Here is a 17,867-nt window from a genome sequence, read left to right as displayed (position 1 = left end):
GCTAGGAGTCCAACCTTTCGAGCATCGCGAGCGTTGAGTGGTGCGCACCGCTGGCGGTGCCGGTGCGGTCGAATGCCGGCGGGGCCGTGGGGCCGCCGGGTGAGTCCGCGCGTAGCGCGTCGATCAGCTCGTTGACCGTGATGCCGCCGAGCATGCGGGCCACCGGAACGGAGTTCCCCACCGTCCGGCGCAGCCGCTTACGCAAATCGAGGGCGAGCAACGAGTCCATCCCGAGGTCGATGAGCGACGTGCCCGGGTCGATCGACAGCGAATCACCTAGGTGCAGCGTCGCGGCCAATTCGGCCCGCACCACGTCGGCGAGTGGCTTCGCCACGGAGATGTTCGCCGCTGCGCCGTCATCGACGGCGTGCGATGCGGTGAACGGCATTGGCATTCCCTGGCTTTCGAAGAACACCTGCAGCCGGTCAAAGTCCGCATCGAAAATCAGCGGATCACCTTCGTAGCGGTAGAGACTGGCCTCGATCGCCGCCTGCGGCTCCATCGCCACCAGACCCGAGCGTTCGGTGCGGGCGATCTCGTTGCCGACCACCACCCCGGCGCCCTGCCACAGTCCCCACCGGAGGGCCGTGCAGTCGCGGCCTTCGGCCCGCAACTGGGCGGCCAACACATCGAGCATCCGGTTGGACGCCGCGTAGGCGGCGTGACTGTAGCCGCCCCAGGTCCCGAACACCGACGAGCAGGCGAGGATTCGGCAGTCCGGTCGCAGCGGCCAGAGGTCGGCCATCAACACCAACCCGCGGACCTTGGCGGCGCAGACGGCCGCCACATCGGCACCGGTGAGGTCGGCGCGGGAGCGCGCCTGCGCGATGCCCGCGGTGTGGATCAGCAACGACGCCCCCGAACCCGCGTACGTGGCGGCCACGGAGGCCAGTGCGGTGCGGTCGGTGATATCGCATTGCGGGGCACGCACTTCGGCGTCATGCCCGTCGGCGAGCTCGCGCAGCGCGGCGGGGTCCACACCGTTGCGACTCAACAGGGTGACGGTCCGCGCCCCGCGTTCGAGGCAATACCGCGCATACTGCAGGCCGATGGCCCCGCTGCCGCCGGTGATCACCACGTCGTCCAGGGCGGGGGCATCGAGTGGCCGGCCGGTTGCCGATTCGCGGCACGCGCGGAATGTTCGGACATGGCGTCGAACATGCCTCGGCGGTGATGCGCCGCCCCGCAACGCGACCTCGGCCGGCTCGCCCGACAGCACGTCGACGACGGCCCGTGCAGTCGCCGCGTCCACATCGCGGTGTTCGAGGTCGAGGTGGCCGAAAGCCTGGTCCGGGAATTCGAATCCGACGCTGCGATGCATCGCCGCCAGGGCCGCCTGCGCGGGCGAGACGTGGGTGTCGTCCCGGTCGATGTGTTCGGCGCCTGCGGTGAGCAGCCAGACAGCCCGGCATCGTGGGCCGATGAGCGCGGGGTAATCGGGTAGGCCGGCATCGGGTCGGGCGGCGATCTGCTCGATCGCGGCCGCGGCGTCGAGCTGGTCGAGCGCGGGCGCGGCCACCACCAGGATTTCCGCGTCGTTCGGCGGCACCACCCGGCAGCCGCCGTGGGCCGCAACGGCTTCGGCCAGCCGTCGTGTCAGTGCGTCCGCACCGAAGAACCCGATGTCGGGCTGTGTCGCGATCGGTGTGATCGGCGAGGTCGTGTGTTGCCAGTCCTCGACGGCCACGGTAAGCGCCCGGACCGGCGAAGGTTCGGTCGCTCGTTCCGGCGCCGCCCACAGGTGCACTGCGCGCATCGGCGTGTTCGGGAACCCGCGCAGCGGAACCGGGTCACCCACCGGGACGGCGTCGGCCCACCGGCGGCCGGGGTCGGTGGTCGCGACGGCGGCGATGCTCGCCGAGAGCGTTTCGGTGATCGGCCGGTCGCGGTGCCCCGAGCCGACGACGACCGACTCGTCGTCGACGATGTCACCCAGCGGATAGAGCAATGACGGGTGCGCCGAAAGCTCTACGAACGTATCGGCTCCGCAGCCGCGGGCGTACTGCACGGCGAGATCGAATCGCACTGTGCCGCAAAGGTTTTCATACCAGTATCCGGAGAACTCGGTCGCGGCGCGCAGCTCGGTGCCGAGGGTGGAGCCCACGAACCTCACCGGCCCGTCCCGGAACGCGGACCGCGGCGTCAGCTCGGCCAGGGCGGCACGCAACGGGCGCAGCGCACTGGTGTGGCCGGGATAGTCGACGGACAGCTGATGGGTGAAAATGTCGCGCTGCTGCGCCAGCCGCACCGTGGCGGCCACCGCGTCGTGATCGCCGGCGACCACGGTCGACGACGGCCCGTTGACCGCCGAAACCTCCAGCCAGCCGGGCGCCTCGGCCAGCAGGGCCTCGGCGATGTCGAGGCCGGTGCCGAGCACCGCCATCGCGTAGCGGCCCGTCAGCTGGCTGACCACGGTGGCGCGCGCAACCACCAGTGCGACGGCGTCGGGCAGCGAGAGCGCCTCCGCCACGTATGCGGCCGCCACCTCGCCGAGGCTGTGGCCGATGGTGATATCGGGCAGCACCCCGCAGGATCGCCATGCCTCGGCCAGGCTGACCGCGTGGGTGAACTGCGCCCCCTGGATCTCGGGGCGTGACCAGTTGCGCTCCTCCTCGCCCACCAGATACGGGAGCGGAGAAGCGAATCCGGCAACGGTGAACGCTTCCGCGCACCGGTCGGCCGCCTCGCGGTAGGCGGGCAGTTGCCGGTAGGCGTCGGCGCCCATCGCCTGCCATTGGTTGCCCTGGCCCGGGAACACGAACGCAATGCGTGGCGGCGTCGTCTTCGCGGATTGCGTGACCAGCTCGTGCTCGTCGCCGCGAGCGATCGCCGACAGCCCGGCGACGAGCTCGGCGCTGTCGGCTGCACGCAACACCGCGCGGTGACGCCGCGCGCGCCGCAGCCGCAGCAGGGTGGATGCAACGGCGGCGGTCACGTTCGACGAATCGATGCGGCCCAGATAATCGAGGATCGCCGCCGCATCCCGGCGGATCAGCTCCGGGTCGTGGGAGCTCAGCAGCACCGGGATGCGCCCGTCCGGTAGACGATGGGTGAGCATCACGCGACCTCGGGGACGGAGACGATCAGATGCGCGTTGGTGCCGGCGATCCCGAACGCGGACGCCGCGGCAATGCGCTGCCCGTCGATGGCCGGCCACGGCGTCAGGGTCTGAGCCAATCGTAAACCCTGTTTATCCCAGTCGATTTCGGGGCTGGCGTTGCCGGCGTGCAGGGTCCGCGGCACGGCGCCGTGTTCGGCCGAGACCAGCACCTTGGCCAGACCCAGCGCTCCGGCGGCGGCCAACGAGTGCCCCACGTTGGACTTCACCGAGCCCAGCAGGGCCCCGGCGCCGGCTTCGGTGTCGCCGTAGGTCTGTGCCAGCGAGCGCAATTCGGTGCGGTCGCCGAGCCGGGTGCCGGTGCCATGACCCTCGATCATCCCCACCTCGGCGGGCTTGATCCCGGCCTGGGTGATGGCCCGTTGAAACAGGCGGACCTGTGCGTCGCCGCTGGGCGCGCTGAGCCCGGCGCTGCGCCCGTCCTGGTTGATGGCGGTGGCGCGCACCTCGGCCATGATCTGCCGGCCCGCGCGCAGCGCGGCCGACTTACGTTGCAGCACAAACATCGCCGCTCCCTCGGCCCACACGGTTCCGCTGGCCTGCGCGCTGTAGGGGCGGCAGTATCCGTCATCGGAGAGCGCGTGTTGTTTGGAAAACTCGACGAAGAAGCCAGGTGAGCCCAGCACGTTGACCCCGCCCGCGATGGCCATGTCGCAGTCGTCGTTCTGCAGGGAACGCACCGCGACGTGGAAGGCCACCAGCGCGGACGCGCACGAGGAATCCAGGGTCAGTGCCGGACCGGCCAATCCCAGCGTGTAGGCGATGCGGCCCGAGATCACGCTGAGCGCGGTCCCGGCGAGCAGATGGCCGCTGTGCTCGGAAAACCTGGCCATCTCGGGCCCGTAGCCGGTGGCGGAGGCGCCCACGAAGCAGCCCACGTCGTGCCCGGCCAGGTCGTCGGGATTGATGCCGCTGTTCTCGCACGCACGCCAGGCCACCCGAAGCGCCACCCGCTGCTGCGGGTCCATCACCACGGCTTCGCGGGGTGAGATGCCGAAGAACTCCGGATCGAAGGTGGTTGCCCCGCTGAGGAATCCACCGCGATCATGAATTTCTTTGAAACCGCCGCGGCGCGAGCCGGCGAGCAGTTCGGGCACTGCCCAACCGCGGTCGGTGGGAAACGGTCCCAGCGCATCACGGCCGTGCGCCAGCAGATCCCAGTAGCCTTCGGCGTTTTCGATGCCGCCGGGGGCCTCGACACCCATCCCCACGATCACGACAGGGTCGGCGCGCTCGGCGTCGAACCCGTTCTCAAACATCGGCCTCACCCGGCATGCACCTGCGCGGCGACCGCGTCGACGTGGTCGTAGAGGTAGAAGTGCCCGCCGTCATACAGCGACAGGGCAAAGGATCCGGCGGTGTGCTGTTCCCACTGGCGGAGCACACCGGTTCCGATGCGGTGATCGTCATGACCGCCCAGCACGTGGATGTCCGCGGCGATGCGGACGTCGGGGCTGGGGTCATAGCGGTTGAAGGCCTGGTAATCGGCGCGCACCGCGGTGGTCAGCAGCTCCGAGAACTCTTCGTCGGCAAGCAGTTCCGGGTCGGTGCCGCCCAAATCGGCGATGTCCGCCAGCAGCCCGTCGTCACTTGTCGGCAATTCGGGCATGTCGCCCACCACGCATGGCGGCGGGCCCGCCGACACCCAGAGCTTGCGCACGGGCGCGCCGTACGTCTCGGCGACACGGGCGAATTCGAAGGCGACGACGGCGCCCATGCTGTGGCCGAACAACGTCAGCGGTGCGACGCTGGGCCATGGTGCGGCCTGGAACAGGCTGACGGCGAGGTCGTGCACGCTTTCGTGGGCGGGCTCGCTGAGCCGGTCGGCCCGCTGTGGGTACTGCACCACGTAGGTATCGCCGCCGGCGGCCAGCGCCGCCGCCAGCACCCGATAGCCCGCGGCGGCCGCACCGGCGTGCGGGAATACCACGGTGGCGCCTGCCGAGCGGTCCGCTGATCCGCCGTTGCGTCCCCGGGTCAGCTTGACCCAGGATGGGAACGTGGAAGACACGGTGATCACGTTGTTCAATGTCATTGTGTTGTTTACGATTTCGCGGGCTGTTGAGAGGCCGCCAGAACCGATTCGGCGTCCATGCCGATCACCTCCAGGTAGAGCTCGGCAACCTGGTCGAGCCGGCCGGGGTCGTGCTCGCCGGCCCGGAGCACCGCGGCCAGCGCCGACACGGTTCGGTTGGCGAAGATGTCGGCGACCATGATGTCCGGTGCGTCCAGCCAGGCCCGAATTCGCGCCACCGCCTGCGTGGCCAGCACCGAATCACCACCGAGTGCGAAGAAGTCGTCGTCGACGCCGACGTTCTGCCGGCCGAGCAGGTCGCCCACGATCATCGCCAGCGCGGATTCGAGCGGTGTCGACGGCGCGCGGTGGCCCGGCCGCTGCGATTGCGAAACGGCGATTTCCAATTCGCGCGCCGCGGCCCGGCGGTCGAGTTTTCCGGCATCGGTGAAGCCGATCCGTTCCACCACCGTGATGTGGCGCGGAATCATGTGCGCGGGAACGAGGTCGGCGAGGGACCGCCGGATCCCCTCGGCGGTCACGGCGGAGTCGTCGGTGCACACCTGCGCGGCCAGCACGTCGGATTCCCCCGACACCGCGATCAACGCGGCCACCGCCGTCCGCACGCCGGGCACGCGCCGCAACGCGGTCTCGATCTCACCCAGCTCGACGCGGTACCCGCTGATCTTGACGCGGTGGTCGGCGCGGCCGACGAATTCGACGGTGCCGTCGGGCCAGTAGCGGACCAAATCGCCGGTGCGGTACCAGATTCGGCCGTCGTACTCGACGAAGCGTTCTGCGGTGAGATCGGGTCGTCCGCGGTAGCCGCGCGCGATGCCGCGCCCGGACACCCAATACTCGCCGGGAACCCAGTCGGGGCAGTCAGCGCCGGTGTCGTCGACGACGCGGCAGGCGTTGTTGGGCAGTGGGACGCCGAAGGGCAGGGCGGTCCAGTCTTCCGATATCGCCTCGGTCACCTCGAAAATGGTGTTGTGCACCGGGGTTTCGGTCGCCCCCCCGAGGCCGGCGAAGCGCAGGTTGGGCGCTTCGGCCCGCAACCGGCGCGCCACCTCGGGCCGCACCCAGTCGCCGCCGGTGGGTACCACCCGCACCGAGGACAGTCGCCCGCGGCCGACCTCGATCAGCATCTCCAGCCAGCCGGGCATGAAATGCAGGACCGTGACCTGGTGGGTGTCGATCAGCCGGGCCCAGGCGTCGGGATCACGGCGCTGCGCCTCGTCGACCACCACGATCGCCCCGCCGGTGCGCAGGGTGACGAACACGTCCATCACCGAGATGTCGCCCTCCAGGGTCGACAGCGCCAGGCATCGATCCGCGGGACCGATCTCGAAGTGGCGGGCGATGAATTCCACGGTGTTCATCGCCGCGTCGTGGGTGACCTCGACGCCCTTGGGCTCTCCGGTGGAGCCGGAGGTGAACAACACATAGGCGAGCTCGCCGGGATCGATTCTCGCGGAGCGTATCTCGCCGATCGCGGGTGCGTCGCGAAGGACGTCGGCAAGCACCACCTCGGGCACCGGCACGGACAGCCGTTGGCCGCCGCACACCAGCGCCAGGCTCACCCCGCCGGTCTCGAGGATGCGTTCGGCGCGGTCGCGCGGCTGGTCGGCGCCGATCGGCAGGTAGACGGCACCGACCGACAGGATGCCCAGCAACCCCGGAATCTGCTCGGCGGTCTTGGGGCCCATCACCGCGATGGTGTCGCCGGCGGCGACGCCGGCCGCACGCAGCGCGGCCGCCACCGCCAGCGCCTGGTCGCGCAGCCGCGCGTAGCTCAGGTCACCGGAACTCGCGAAGACCGCGGGCGCATCGGGCTGCTGCTCGGCTTGCCGGAAGAACCCGTCGTGCAAGGCTTCTCCGCTGGGTTCGGCGGTGCGACCGTTGGCCGCCGCGCGCACCGCCCGCTGAGCCTCGGGCAGCGCCGAGGGGCCCGGCGCGTCCCAGGCGTCGTCGGCGGCAGCCAGGCGCAGCAGCTCGTCGATGTGGTAGGCGAACATCGCGTCGATGACCCCCGGCGGGAAGATGCCTTCGCGCACATCCCAATTCACCAGGACGCCCCCGTCGAATTCGGTGACCTGTGCGTCGAGCAGCACTTGAGGTCCCTGGGAGATGATCCATCCCGGTGTGCCGAACTGGCCGGTCACTTCGGAGCCGAACAGCTCGCCGAGTCCGAGCGCGCTGGTGAAGACGACGGGCGCGAGCACCTGGGTGCCGCGATGACGGCTGAGGTCGCGCAGCACCGACAGCCCGGGATAGGCGGAGTGGGCGGCCGCCGTGCGCATCGCGTCCTGCACCACCTGCGCCCGTACCGCCGCGGTGCTCGCGCCGACGAGATCGACGTCGAGCAGCAGCGAGGAGGTGAAGTCACCGACCAGCGAGTCGACGTCCGGGTGCAGGGCCTGGCGCCCGAACAGCGGAACGTTCAGCAGAAACCGCGAGGTGGTCGACCAGCGCGCCAGGGTGTTGGCGAACCCCGCGGCCAGCGCCATCGCCGGGGTGAAACCGCGCGCCTGGGCGCGGGCGAACAGCGCATCGCGGGTCTGCGGGTCCAGCCAGTGCCAGCGCCGGGTGCTCTGGTTGCCGGCGCGGCCGCCGGTGGTCGGCAGCGCCGGTGGGTCCGGCAGCTCCGGGAGGCGCTGCGCCCACCAGGCGCGGTCCGCGTCGCGGGCCGGTTGCGGCTGGGCGTCTTCGGCTTCGATGGCTTGGCGGTATTGCCGGTAGGTGTAGCTCAGTTCGGGCAGGGCGCGGCCGAGGTAGAGCGCCGCCAGGTCGGCCATCAGGGTGCGATAGCTCATCGCGTCGGCGGCCTGCATGTCCAGGTCGACGTGGAGCCGGGACCGTTGGTCCGGCAGCAGGGTCACCGCCAACTCGAACACCGCGCCGTCGAGCTGCTGGTGTGATTTGGCGTCGCGGATGGCGGCGAGTCGCTGATCGACCTCGTCGGTGCCCAGCTCGCGCAGGTCCTCGACGTCGACCGGGAAGGCGCCGGATTCGTCGGACGGCGTGATGCGCTGGGTGCCGTCGGGCAGGAACCGCACCCGGAGCATCGGATGGCGCCGTGCCAGCGCGGTGGCCGCCGTGCGCAGGCGTTCGGGATCGATCGGGCCGCCGTCGAATTCGACGTAGAGATGCCCGGCGACGCCGCCCAGTTGCTGGTTGTCTTGGCGGCCGACCCACATCGCGTGCTGCATCGGGGCCAGGGAAAAGGGCTCGTCCTCCCCGGATCGCTCGGCGTGGCCGGGTGCATCGGCCGGCAGGGGCGGCTGATCAGCGCTATGCCCACCGGTAGTGACCAGCTGTGCCCAGGCCTCGATCGTGGGCGCTTCGGCCAGCGTGGCGAAGTCGACGGCAATGCCCTGGCGGCGCCAGCGGCCGGCCAGGGTCATGATCCGGATCGAGTCCAGGCCCTGGCCGATGAGGTTACTACCCGGCTGAACTGCATCGACGTCGACGCCGAGCAGTTCAGCCACCTCCGCGCGGATGTCCTCCGAGCGTGCCGGGGCGTGCACCACAGACCCTCCCTGAATTAGCACAGGCTGCCCTAATTTTTTGGTTACCCTATCCTTACTGCCTGCATCCCCGCTACTAGCCCCGTTCGAAGCCCCCGCCAGTAGGAGCCATGAGCCCGCACACACCACAGTCACCGGCCGGAGTCCTCGACGGGTTTGTGCCATTCCCCGCTGATCGCGCCGCCGCCTACCGGGCAGCCGGCTACTGGACGGGACGGACCCTGGACACGATCCTGACCAACGCGGCCCGGCAGTGGCCCGACCGAATGGCCGTCCTCGACGCCGTGGGCGGTACCGGCTTCAGTTATGCGGACCTCGACGACCAGGCTAACCGCGCCGCCGGTGGGTTGCGGGCACTGGGTATCGCGCCGGGCGACCGGGTGCTGCTGCAGTTGCCGAACCGCTGCCAGTTCGCGGTGGCGCTCTTCGGCCTGCTACGGGCGGGGGCGATCCCGGTCATGTGCCTGCCGGGCCATCGGGCCGCCGAACTCGGGCATTTCGCCTCGGTCAGCGGGGCCACCGGGCTGGTGATCGCCGATACGGCAGCGGGTTTCGACTATCGAACGATGGCGCGAGGACTCGCCGAGGAACACGAAACGCTCCACCACGTCATCGTCGACGGCGACCCGGGGCCGTTCACCTCATGGGCGCGCCTGTGCGAGCACGCGCCCGCCGGCCCGCCGCCGTCGCCGGGTGACCCGGGATCGCCTGCACTGCTTCTGGTTTCGGGGGGAACCACCGGCACACCCAAGCTCATCCCCCGCACCCACGACGATTACGTGTTCAACGCGACCGCCAGCGCCGAACTCTGCGGGCTCAGCTCCGACGACGTCTATCTGGCGGTGCTGTCGGCCGGCCACAATTTCCCGCTCGCCTGTCCCGGCCTGCTCGGCGCGATGACGGTGGGCGCCACCACCGTGTTCGGCACCGACCCCAGCCCCGAGGCGGCCTTCGCCGCCGTCGACCGGCACGGCGTCACGGTCACCGCCCTGGTGCCGGCCCTGGCCAAACTGTGGGCGCAGGCCTGCGAGTGGGAGCCGGTGACCCCAAAGACCTTGCGGCTCTTGCAAGTCGGCGGCGCCAAGCTCGAGCCCGAGGACGCCCGCTTGGTGCGCACCGCCCTGACCCCGGGCCTGCAGCAGGTGTTCGGGATGGCCGAGGGGCTGCTGAACTACACCCGCCTCGGCGATCCACCCGAACTCACCGAGCACACGCAGGGGCGTCCGTTGTCCCCCGCCGACGAGTTGCGGGTCGTCGATGCGGCCGGTGAGCCGGCGCCCCCCGGTGAGGAGGGTGAATTGCTGGTGCGCGGACCGTACACGTTCAACGGCTACTTCCGCGCCGAGCGCGACAATGAACGCTGCTTTGACACCGACGGCTTCTTCCGTAGCGGTGACCTGGTTCGGATCGGGGACGACGGCTACGTGGTGGTCACCGGCCGCGTCAAGGACGTCATCTGCCGTGGCGGCGAAACCATCTCCGCGGCAGACCTCGAGGAGCAGATGCACAGCCACCCGGCGATCTTCTCGGCCGCCGCGGTAGCACTGCCCGACCCCTACCTGGGTGAGAAAATCTGTGCGGCAGTCGTTTTCAAGGGCCAGGGACTGTCGCTTGCGGAGTTGAACGGCTATCTCGACGAACGCGGTGTGGCCGCGCACGCCCGGCCCGACGTCTTAGTGCCGATGACATCACTGCCGACCACACCGATCGGCAAGATCGACAAAAAGGCGATCGCGGGCCAGGTTTCGGCACGATAGGCGCGACACCAGGCGCGCGTGCCGCCCGCGATCAGCCCATCGCCGCGTGAAGGTCGGCCAGCAGGCGCGCCGTGGTCCGGAAGTCCATGCACTGATCGGTCACGGATTGGCCGTAGGTCAGCTCGCCGCCGAGCGATTGGGCGCCGGCCACCAGGAAGCTCTCCAGCATCAGACCGGCGATGCCACGCTCGCCGCCGGCGATGCGCGCGGCCACCTCGGCCGTGACTTCGGCTTGCCGCACATGGTCTTTGGCGGAGTTGGCGTGCGAGCAGTCGATCATGACCTGCCCGGAAAGCCCCGCCTTGCCCAGCCGTTCGATGGCAGTGGTCACCGAGGCGGTGTCGTAATTGGGTCCGGTGGTGCCACCCCGAAGGATCATGTGACAGTCGGGATTGCCCTTGGTCTCGACGACGGCCGCGCGACCGACGTTGTCGGTACCGAAGAAATGGTGCGGTGCCGCAGCGGCTTTGACGCCGTCGATGGCGACCTGGATGTTGCCGTCGGTGCCGTTCTTGAATCCGACCGGCATCGACAACCCGGACGCCAACTGGCGGTGCACCTGCGACTCGGTGGTCCGGGCGCCGATCGCGCCCCAGGCGACGGCGTCGGCGATGTACTGCGGACTGGTGGGCTCCAAGAACTCACATCCCACCGGGAGGCCGACGTCGATGATGTCGAGCAACAAACTACGCGCAATGCGGATCCCGCGTTCGACGTCGAAGCTGCCATCCATGTTGGGATCGTTGATGAGTCCCTTCCAGCCGACGGTGGTGCGCGGCTTTTCGAAGTAGACCCGCATCACGATCTTCAGGCGATCCGCGTACTCGGCGGCGATCGGCGCGAGCCGGCGTGCGTAGTCGAGCGCGGCCACGGGATCGTGCACCGAGCAGGGGCCGACCACCAATAGCAGCCGGTCGTCGCCACCGGCCAGGATCGCCGAGATCTCGTCGCGATCGCGCTGGACGGCCTGGGCACGCCGAGCCGTCAACGGCAGTTCGGTGCGGATGACGGCGGGAGCCGACAGCTCGCGGAACGAAACGATCCGATGATCGGACGTACCGATCGTCGCCGTCTCGCAATTGATTATCGACATGGGGGTGTGTGCCTTTCTCTACTGGCTCTCAGGGCACGCCCGCTGGTTCCCGTTGCCCTGAAAAACGAAAAGCAGCGACCTTCTGGTCACTGCTGGGCCCCGGGTATCAGTCGTGCGGTTGCGTCAACCAGACGCTGCATCGCTGGCTCCACCCGGAGCCACGATAAAGCGCCAATACGCGCGCACGCCGATGTTCACGTCGGCGAAGATACCACGCCGGGGCGGAACCGCTGAAACGCGTCCTGGCACGCGATGGATCACGGCCGGGCGCGAAGCTGATCAGGGATTCAAAACCGTGGTCGCCGAACCGAATCAGTGCGGATCGAGCGCGGCGACCTGATCGAGGAACGCGCGCGCGGGTGCCGATGCGCTCGCGGATATCGCGATGCCGAGGCGCCGCACGGTCTGCGGCACCAGTGGACGCACTGCGACGCCTGGCAATTCGGGCAGCCCGGCGCTGGGCAGGATGCTTACACCGAGCCCGGCGCGCACGATCTCGAGAGTCGCCGCAATCTCGCGCGCTTCGAAGGCCAGGTCGAATTCGATCCCGGCGCGCCGCGCGATCGGCATGAACACGTCCGCGCAGCCACCGGTGCCACGGACGAAGGGCTCCTTGGCCAAGTCGGCGTAGGTGATGGTGTCCTTGGATGCCAACCAGCTGTCGGCAGGCACCACGGCAACCATTTCCTGTTCGCCGAGGACCGCCACGTCGAGTCCCTTGACCGGCAGGCTGACCACACCGGCCTCGGCGGCCCCTCGGTCGAGCCAATCCACGATCTCGTTCTCGCTTCCCTCCAGCAGCCGGATGGTGACGGCCGGATGCCGCTGGGCGAACGCCCGTAGTTGCGGAGCGACGAGCGTTGCGGTGGCCGACGGCACGCTCGCCAGGCTCAGTGTCCCGGTGACGTCGCCGGCCAAACCGGCGACCTCAGTCCGCATCAACGTCAGCTGGCGCACCGCTTCTCGCGCGTGCGTCAGCGCGGTGACACCCGCCTCGGTCAGAGCCAGCCCGTCACGCCGCCGGGAGAACAGCGGCAGGCCCAGCTCTTTTTCCAGCGTGGCGACTGTGCGGCTCACGGCCGGCTGGGATAACCCGAGTCGTCTGCCCGCTGCCGTGAAGCCGCCCTGATCGACCACCGCAATAAACGTTTTGAGCTGCGACAACGTCGTCATCGATCCTCCATGAGTTCAGTGTGATCGTCCATATCAACAACGTTATGATGCATTGGCTTTCCAAAACGTTTAAGTAATCATACGAAGGCCTGCAAAGGAGGACACCATGACCGCACGCCGAGTACTCATCACCGGGGCATCGAAGGGAATCGGCCGAGCAGTCGCCGACCGGGTTGCCGCGTCCGGCGACATTCCAATCGGCATCGCACGCAGTCGCCCCGACGACTTCCCGGGCGAGTTCTACGAGGCGGACCTGTCCGACCGGGCCGACACCGACGCCGTGCTCAAGCGCGTCCTTGCGAACGGGCGCATCGATGCAGTCGTCAACAACGTCGCCATCGCGCGGTTCGGCCGGATCGGGTCGATCGATTTGGACGATCTATTCGCCACGTACGACCTGAACGTGCGCACCGCCGTGCAGGTGGTCCAAGCGGCGCTGCCCGGGATGGTGGCCGCCGGGTGGGGCCGCATCGTCAACGTCACCAGCATGACGACGCTGGGCACCGCGGAGCGCACGCCGTACGCCGCGACCAAGGCGGCGCTGGAAGCGTGCACGCGGATCTGGGCGGGCGAGCTCGCGCAGTCCGGCATCACGGTCAACGCGGTAGCGCCCGGGCCCATCGAAACCGAGATGTACCGCGAGCTCAGTCCCTCCGGATCCGAGCGAGAAGCGCGTCTGCTGCAAACCATTCCGCTGCGCCGGCTTGGCACACCGCGCGAGATCGCACACGCCATCTGCACCCTGCTGGACGAGGATGCCGGCTACATCACCGGTCAGATCATTCGGGCCGACGGCGGCGGCAGCATCGCCGCATGACAAGTCCCCGCACCGAGGCTCTAACCGGGAAGGAGAAGTCACATGAGTCACGCCGTGTTAGGCGAATGTCATCGCACCGGAGGAGATCGTCTGGCACGAGACCGATCTGGGTCTCACAAACACTGGTGCTGAAGACCTTGTCTTCCTGGTCGTCTACGACCCTCCGCACGTTGCGACGGACTAGCCGGAAGTGTTGGCGCACAACGCATCGCGCAGCCCCAACGGCAGGATCCGTGCGCTGATTTCGTGGACCAGTGCGCTGGTGGCCCGCGGCGGCATGCCGCTCACTCGTATGTCCAACGAGCTCATCAAGATCACCGCTACGTGCGCGACGTCCACTAAGCGGTGGTGTCCACAGGATATTCGGGCATCCAACGCACCTGCGCGATGCGTTCGGTGAGTTCAGCGTCGCTGCGCGCCGGGGCGACGCCGTCCGCGACGGCCTGCACCGCGACGGCATGCGCGATCCGAACCGCGACATCGGGCACATCCGACCACGCGGGCAGCAACGGCCGGTCGGGGTCGGTGAGGGCGGGCGACGCCTCGCCCAAGGTCTCTGCGGCGACGCGCATCATCTCGTCGGTGATCCGGGTCGACTGGGCCGCGGTCACGGCCAACCCCATCGCGGGAAAGATGTAGACGTTATTGCATTGGGCGACGGCGTGTTCCACGCCATTTCGGTGCAGCGGGGCGAACGGCGAACCGGTGGCGATCAGGGCGCGCCCGTGGGTCCACTGATCCAGCTCCGCGGGGTGAGCCTCGGCGCGGCTCGTCGGGTTGGACAGCGGGAAGATGATCGGCCGGTCGGTCTTGGCGGCGAGTTCACGCACGATGGGCTCGGTGAAGGCACCCGCGGCGGTGGACAGGCCGAGCAGCACGCCGACGTCGACATGGTGGACCACGTCGGCGAGCCGGGCGCGGCCGGACAGGCCCCAGCCGGCAACCCGGCCGGCGGGCTGGGCGAATCCGCGCTGCGCGTCGGATAGGTCGGTGCGGTCATCGGTGAGCAGCCCTTGCAGGTCGACAACCCAGATGCGCTCGGAGGCAGCCTGTTCGGACAATCCCTCGTTCACCATTTGGCGGCGGATCATGTCGAGCACTCCGATGCCGGCCGAGCCGGCGCCGAGCATGACGACCTGTTGCTGGGACAGCGGGCGGCCCGCGACCTTGGCGGCGCCGTGCAACGCCCCGACGGTGACGGCGGCGGTCCCCTGGATGTCGTCGTTGAAGGTAAGGAGTTTGTCGCGGTAGCGGGCGAGGATCGGCAGCGCGTGTGTGGTGGCGAAGTCCTCCCACTGCAGCAGCACATTGGGTAGGTGCTTGCGTACCGCGGCGACGAACTTGTCGATGAACGCATGGTAATCGTCGTCGTCGATACGCCGGTGCCGCCAGCCCAGATACCGAGGGTCGTCGAGCAGTTCGCTGTTGTCGGTTCCCACATCGAGCACGATCGGAAGAGTGCGGGCGGGGTCTATCCCACCAATGAGGGTGTAAAGCGACAGCTTTCCGATCGGGATGCCCATGCCGCCGATGCCCTGATCACCCAGGCCGAGGATGCGTTGCCCGTCGGTCACCACGATCACGTCGACCTCGCGCTGCGGCCGGTTGTTCAGCACCTCGTCGAGGCAGTCGCGCTCGGCGTAGGAGACGAAGAGCCCCCGCGGCCGCCGGTATATCTCGCTGAAACGCTGGCAGGCCTCCCCCACGGTGGGCGTGTAGACGATCGGCAGAGCCTCGGGGATGTGGTCGAGCAACACCCGGTAGAACAACGTCTCGTTGCGGTCCTGCAACGCCCGCAGATAGATGTGCTTGTCGAGATCGTCGCGGCGGGTGGAGAATTCGTGCCAGCAATGCTCGGCTTGTTGTTCGAGGGTCTTCACCGTCGTCGGCAACAGACCCATCAGGCCCAATCGCCGGCGCTCGTCCTCGGTGAAGGCGGTGCCCTTGGTGGTCAAGGCATCGAACAGCCGGGCCGGCCCGTGGAGCTCATCAGGCATCGTCAACGTCCCTTCGGTACCAATCGCGCGGCGAGGGGAAGCGACCGGGTGTCCAGATCATCATCGATGGTCTGGGGCAGTTTGTCTGTGCGTAACCCGGTGTCACCGCTGTCAAACTGTCAGTGGGCTGCCAAAAACGACTTTCGCGTCCCCCTTGGGTTTCACGCCCAGCGCCGGGGCGACACGTTCGTCGGGCCTGGTACATCGAATCTATTGAGGGCCAAAGGGCAACGGTGCGCTCTCGCACGTGATGCACCCTCGGCGCCCCTTATTGGCTGCATACAGAGTTGCCGCAGTTTGCTGCCAGTGCCGGCGATCTGGCCGAATCCCACGCGCGGCTTCGTATCGGCAGGAGCGTGTGATGCAGTGCTGCGGCGGATTTGGGGACAGTTTGATTGTTTGCCCGAATCATCGGCGCAAGAAAGGTTCGGCTGACACTATTCCAATACGGCCATACATCACGATATGGTAACCGAGGCGCCGTTTCGGCAGGCCCAGCATCGTCTCGGGTGGCCTCGCCAGAATAGCGCCGCTCTGTGGGTGGGAATCGACAGATTGGGTCATCGCGTCGAGATAAATGCTTGTTCGTGCCGCAGTTCCGTGTTAATCGCGCGCGATTTAAATCACTCGCTGTCGACGGCTACCTCGCACAGGCGCACGATGGGTTGTCAGAAGTTCCTGGGAGATTGCTCAGGCCCGAGAGGGGAATTCTATGATTGCGCCGCGGGCGCGCCGGCGAGTCATCACTTTGCGCCGCTTGACAACATGCGGGTCGCCAACTCACATCACGGTGCACTTATTTTCTCGCGCGCATTGGTCGACGCACCAGCTGGTGCGACGCTTGCCGGGCCCGCGTAGCGGGGCTCCTTGGGCCCTCAACTCGTTCAGCAACTCGTGCGCGGTGCCGTTAAGGTCATCCGAACTGACGTCGCCGGCTGACGGACGAAAGGTAGCGCATGTTCTTGGGCACGGTTGAGGACTGGACGGCCGAGGGCACCGTCGTATCCTGGTACCCCACCGCGACCACGTATCGGCGCGCCGCCGAAGCGCAATACCATCCTGCGCCGGTGAGTTATCAGCAATCGCAGCATCTTCGGTATTACCGTCGCCAGGTCAGCCGTGGTCGCGATATCCCACGGTTGTGTATCGGGGCCTGGGAAATCAGCGGTGTCTGCGATATAGATGCGATGACGCACGCCGTGAATTCACATCTGCGCCGACACGACACCTACCACGACCGGTTCGCCTTCGGCGACGACGACGAGGTCCTGCGCTACGTCATTGCCGACCCGGAGGTCATCACCTTGGCACCAACGGATCTCGGAAGGATGGGTCCGCCGCAGATCCGCAAACTGCTTCTCGATACGCCCGATCCGCTGCAATGGGACTGCTTCACCTTCGGCGTCATCCAGGGCGATGACCGGTTCACGGTCTATATCGCCGTAGACCACCTGCGCGCCGACGGTATGTCGGCCGGGGTGATCTTCCTCGACATCCAGACGATGTACTTCAGCGCGCTGCAGCAGGCGCAGAGTCCGCTGGCACCCGTCGCCAGCCATCGTGAATACAGCGCCAAACAACATGCCTATACCCGGAGCCTGAGCGAAGAGTCGCACGAGATCCGGTCGTGGCGAGCCTTTCTCACGGCGAACAACGGGGCATTGCCGCGATTTCCATTGGAACTGGGCGAGGCGGCCGCGGATACGCCGGGGGCCATCGACGTATTCGACCTGATCGATGATGACCAGGGCCGACGGTTCGAAGCGGCGTGCCGCGCCGCGGGGGCGCGCTTCAGCGGCGGCGTGTTCGCCTGCGCCGCCCTGACTGAGCATCGGTTGACCGGCACCGCAACGTATTTCGGGCTCACGCCCTTCGACAACCGTCGCGATCCCGCCCACGCCACCGCGGTCGGATGGTTGGCCAGTTTCGTCCCGTTGGCAATTCCGACCGCCGACACCTCGTTCGACGCGGTCGTCGCTGCCGCCCAGTCCTCGTTTGACGCGAACACGGCCCTCGGCGCCGTGCCCTACTACCACCTGCTCGAGTCGGCGGACGGATCGTCAGGCCCCATCGAGGTTCCGGACCGTCCGGTCCCGATGCTGTCCTACATCGACATTCGCAAGTTGCCGTTCGGCGACTACTTCGACGGCCTGCGTGCCGGCGTGTGGGGTGATAACCGGCTCTCGGAGACGGTGTGCATGTGGGTCAATCGCATGCACGACAAGACGCAGCTGGTGGTCGCGTACCCGGGCACCGACATCGCCCGCAGGTCCGTCTCGCGCTACGTCGAGACGATGCGTGCCGAGTTCACCCGGGTGTCCGACGCCGGGCTGAACAGCGATGCGTGATGCGGCTTCCGTCCCGCCGG

11 protein-coding genes are annotated in these 17,867 nt (G+C 68.1%); 3 read left to right on the top strand and 8 right to left on the bottom strand.

From position 1 onward, the window contains the following. Position 1: 1 nt before the first annotated feature. The 4 genes from mbtD to A5775_RS01460 are packed head-to-tail and all read right to left on the bottom strand — an operon-like array spanning position 2 to position 8,665. Positions 2-3,058: a mycobactin polyketide synthase MbtD gene (gene mbtD, locus A5775_RS01475; protein ID WP_067246228.1), complete on the bottom strand. Its 3,057-nt coding sequence runs from the start codon at positions 3,056-3,058 to the stop codon at positions 2-4. After that, positions 3,058-4,377 (bottom strand): polyketide synthase, encoded by a 1,320-nt coding sequence (locus A5775_RS01470; RefSeq protein ID WP_067246224.1) that lies wholly within the window; start codon positions 4,375-4,377, stop codon positions 3,058-3,060. Before A5775_RS01470 ends, mbtD begins: the two co-directional genes overlap by 1 nt. Before the next feature lie 5 nt (positions 4,378-4,382). Next, positions 4,383-5,153: a thioesterase II family protein gene (locus A5775_RS01465; protein WP_067246221.1), complete on the bottom strand. Its 771-nt coding sequence runs from the start codon at positions 5,151-5,153 to the stop codon at positions 4,383-4,385. An 8-nt stretch (positions 5,154-5,161) separates the two neighbouring features. Then, positions 5,162-8,665: a non-ribosomal peptide synthetase gene (locus A5775_RS01460; RefSeq protein ID WP_067246218.1), complete on the bottom strand. Its 3,504-nt coding sequence runs from the start codon at positions 8,663-8,665 to the stop codon at positions 5,162-5,164. Positions 8,666-8,772: 107 nt separating this feature from the next. On the opposite strand from A5775_RS01460, the gene A5775_RS01455 reads away from it, so the two are divergent. Further along, positions 8,773-10,419: a (2,3-dihydroxybenzoyl)adenylate synthase gene (locus A5775_RS01455; protein ID WP_067246215.1), complete on the top strand. Its 1,647-nt coding sequence runs from the start codon at positions 8,773-8,775 to the stop codon at positions 10,417-10,419. Positions 10,420-10,450: 31 nt separating this feature from the next. On the opposite strand, the gene A5775_RS01450 is transcribed toward A5775_RS01455, so the two are convergent. Together A5775_RS01450 and A5775_RS01445 are read right to left on the bottom strand one after the other, a co-directional pair. Then, positions 10,451-11,512 carry a 3-deoxy-7-phosphoheptulonate synthase gene (locus tag A5775_RS01450; protein ID WP_067246213.1) on the bottom strand — a complete coding sequence of 354 codons (1,062 nt, stop codon included), beginning with the start codon at positions 11,510-11,512 and terminating at the stop codon, positions 10,451-10,453. 312 nt (positions 11,513-11,824) lie between these two features. Beyond that, positions 11,825-12,685, bottom strand: coding sequence for a LysR family transcriptional regulator (locus A5775_RS01445; protein WP_067246210.1), 861 nt, complete (start codon positions 12,683-12,685; stop codon positions 11,825-11,827). Between the two features lie 106 nt (positions 12,686-12,791). Here A5775_RS01445 and A5775_RS01440 point away from each other — a divergent pair, with 106 nt between their 5' ends. Then, positions 12,792-13,502: an SDR family oxidoreductase gene (locus A5775_RS01440; RefSeq protein WP_067246207.1), complete on the top strand. Its 711-nt coding sequence runs from the start codon at positions 12,792-12,794 to the stop codon at positions 13,500-13,502. A gap of 180 nt (positions 13,503-13,682) precedes the next feature. Here the strand turns inward: A5775_RS01440 and A5775_RS26000 are convergent, their stop codons facing one another. Together A5775_RS26000 and A5775_RS01435 are read right to left on the bottom strand one after the other, a co-directional pair. Next, positions 13,683-13,811 (bottom strand): hypothetical protein, encoded by a 129-nt coding sequence (locus A5775_RS26000; RefSeq protein ID WP_255362089.1) that lies wholly within the window; start codon positions 13,809-13,811, stop codon positions 13,683-13,685. Positions 13,812-13,840: 29 nt separating this feature from the next. Beyond that, positions 13,841-15,499 (bottom strand): NAD-dependent malic enzyme, encoded by a 1,659-nt coding sequence (locus A5775_RS01435; RefSeq protein WP_067246204.1) that lies wholly within the window; start codon positions 15,497-15,499, stop codon positions 13,841-13,843. 956 nt (positions 15,500-16,455) lie between these two features. On the opposite strand from A5775_RS01435, the gene A5775_RS01430 reads away from it, so the two are divergent. Beyond that, on the top strand, positions 16,456-17,847 hold the full coding sequence (locus A5775_RS01430; protein ID WP_067246199.1) for a condensation domain-containing protein: 1,392 nt from the start codon (positions 16,456-16,458) through the stop codon (positions 17,845-17,847). Positions 17,848-17,867 lie beyond the last annotated feature (20 nt).

Origin of the sequence: Mycobacterium sp. 852002-10029_SCH5224772 (assembly GCF_001667315.1) — a bacterium.
Taxonomy (GTDB): domain Bacteria; phylum Actinomycetota; class Actinomycetes; order Mycobacteriales; family Mycobacteriaceae; genus Mycobacterium.
Note: the sequence above shows the minus strand (reverse complement) of the source record. Positions and strands in the feature narration are given on the sequence as shown.

What these genes read in the sequence shown, in the direction of transcription:
- A5775_RS26000 (WP_255362089.1), bottom strand. Translation starts at nt 13,811, where the DNA reads ATGAGCTCGTTGGACATACGAGTGAGCGGCATGCCGCCGCGGGCCACC.
- A5775_RS01435 (WP_067246204.1), bottom strand. Translation starts at nt 15,499, where the DNA reads ATGCCTGATGAGCTCCACGGGCCGGCCCGGCTGTTCGATGCCTTGACC.
- A5775_RS01465 (WP_067246221.1), bottom strand. Translation starts at nt 5,153, where the DNA reads ATGACATTGAACAACGTGATCACCGTGTCTTCCACGTTCCCATCCTGG.
- A5775_RS01470 (WP_067246224.1), bottom strand. Translation starts at nt 4,377, where the DNA reads ATGTTTGAGAACGGGTTCGACGCCGAGCGCGCCGACCCTGTCGTGATC.
- mbtD (WP_067246228.1), bottom strand. Translation starts at nt 3,058, where the DNA reads ATGCTCACCCATCGTCTACCGGACGGGCGCATCCCGGTGCTGCTGAGC.
- A5775_RS01445 (WP_067246210.1), bottom strand. Translation starts at nt 12,685, where the DNA reads ATGACGACGTTGTCGCAGCTCAAAACGTTTATTGCGGTGGTCGATCAG.
- A5775_RS01430 (WP_067246199.1), top strand. Translation starts at nt 16,456, where the DNA reads ATGTTCTTGGGCACGGTTGAGGACTGGACGGCCGAGGGCACCGTCGTA.
- A5775_RS01450 (WP_067246213.1), bottom strand. Translation starts at nt 11,512, where the DNA reads ATGTCGATAATCAATTGCGAGACGGCGACGATCGGTACGTCCGATCAT.
- A5775_RS01455 (WP_067246215.1), top strand. Translation starts at nt 8,773, where the DNA reads ATGAGCCCGCACACACCACAGTCACCGGCCGGAGTCCTCGACGGGTTT.
- A5775_RS01440 (WP_067246207.1), top strand. Translation starts at nt 12,792, where the DNA reads ATGACCGCACGCCGAGTACTCATCACCGGGGCATCGAAGGGAATCGGC.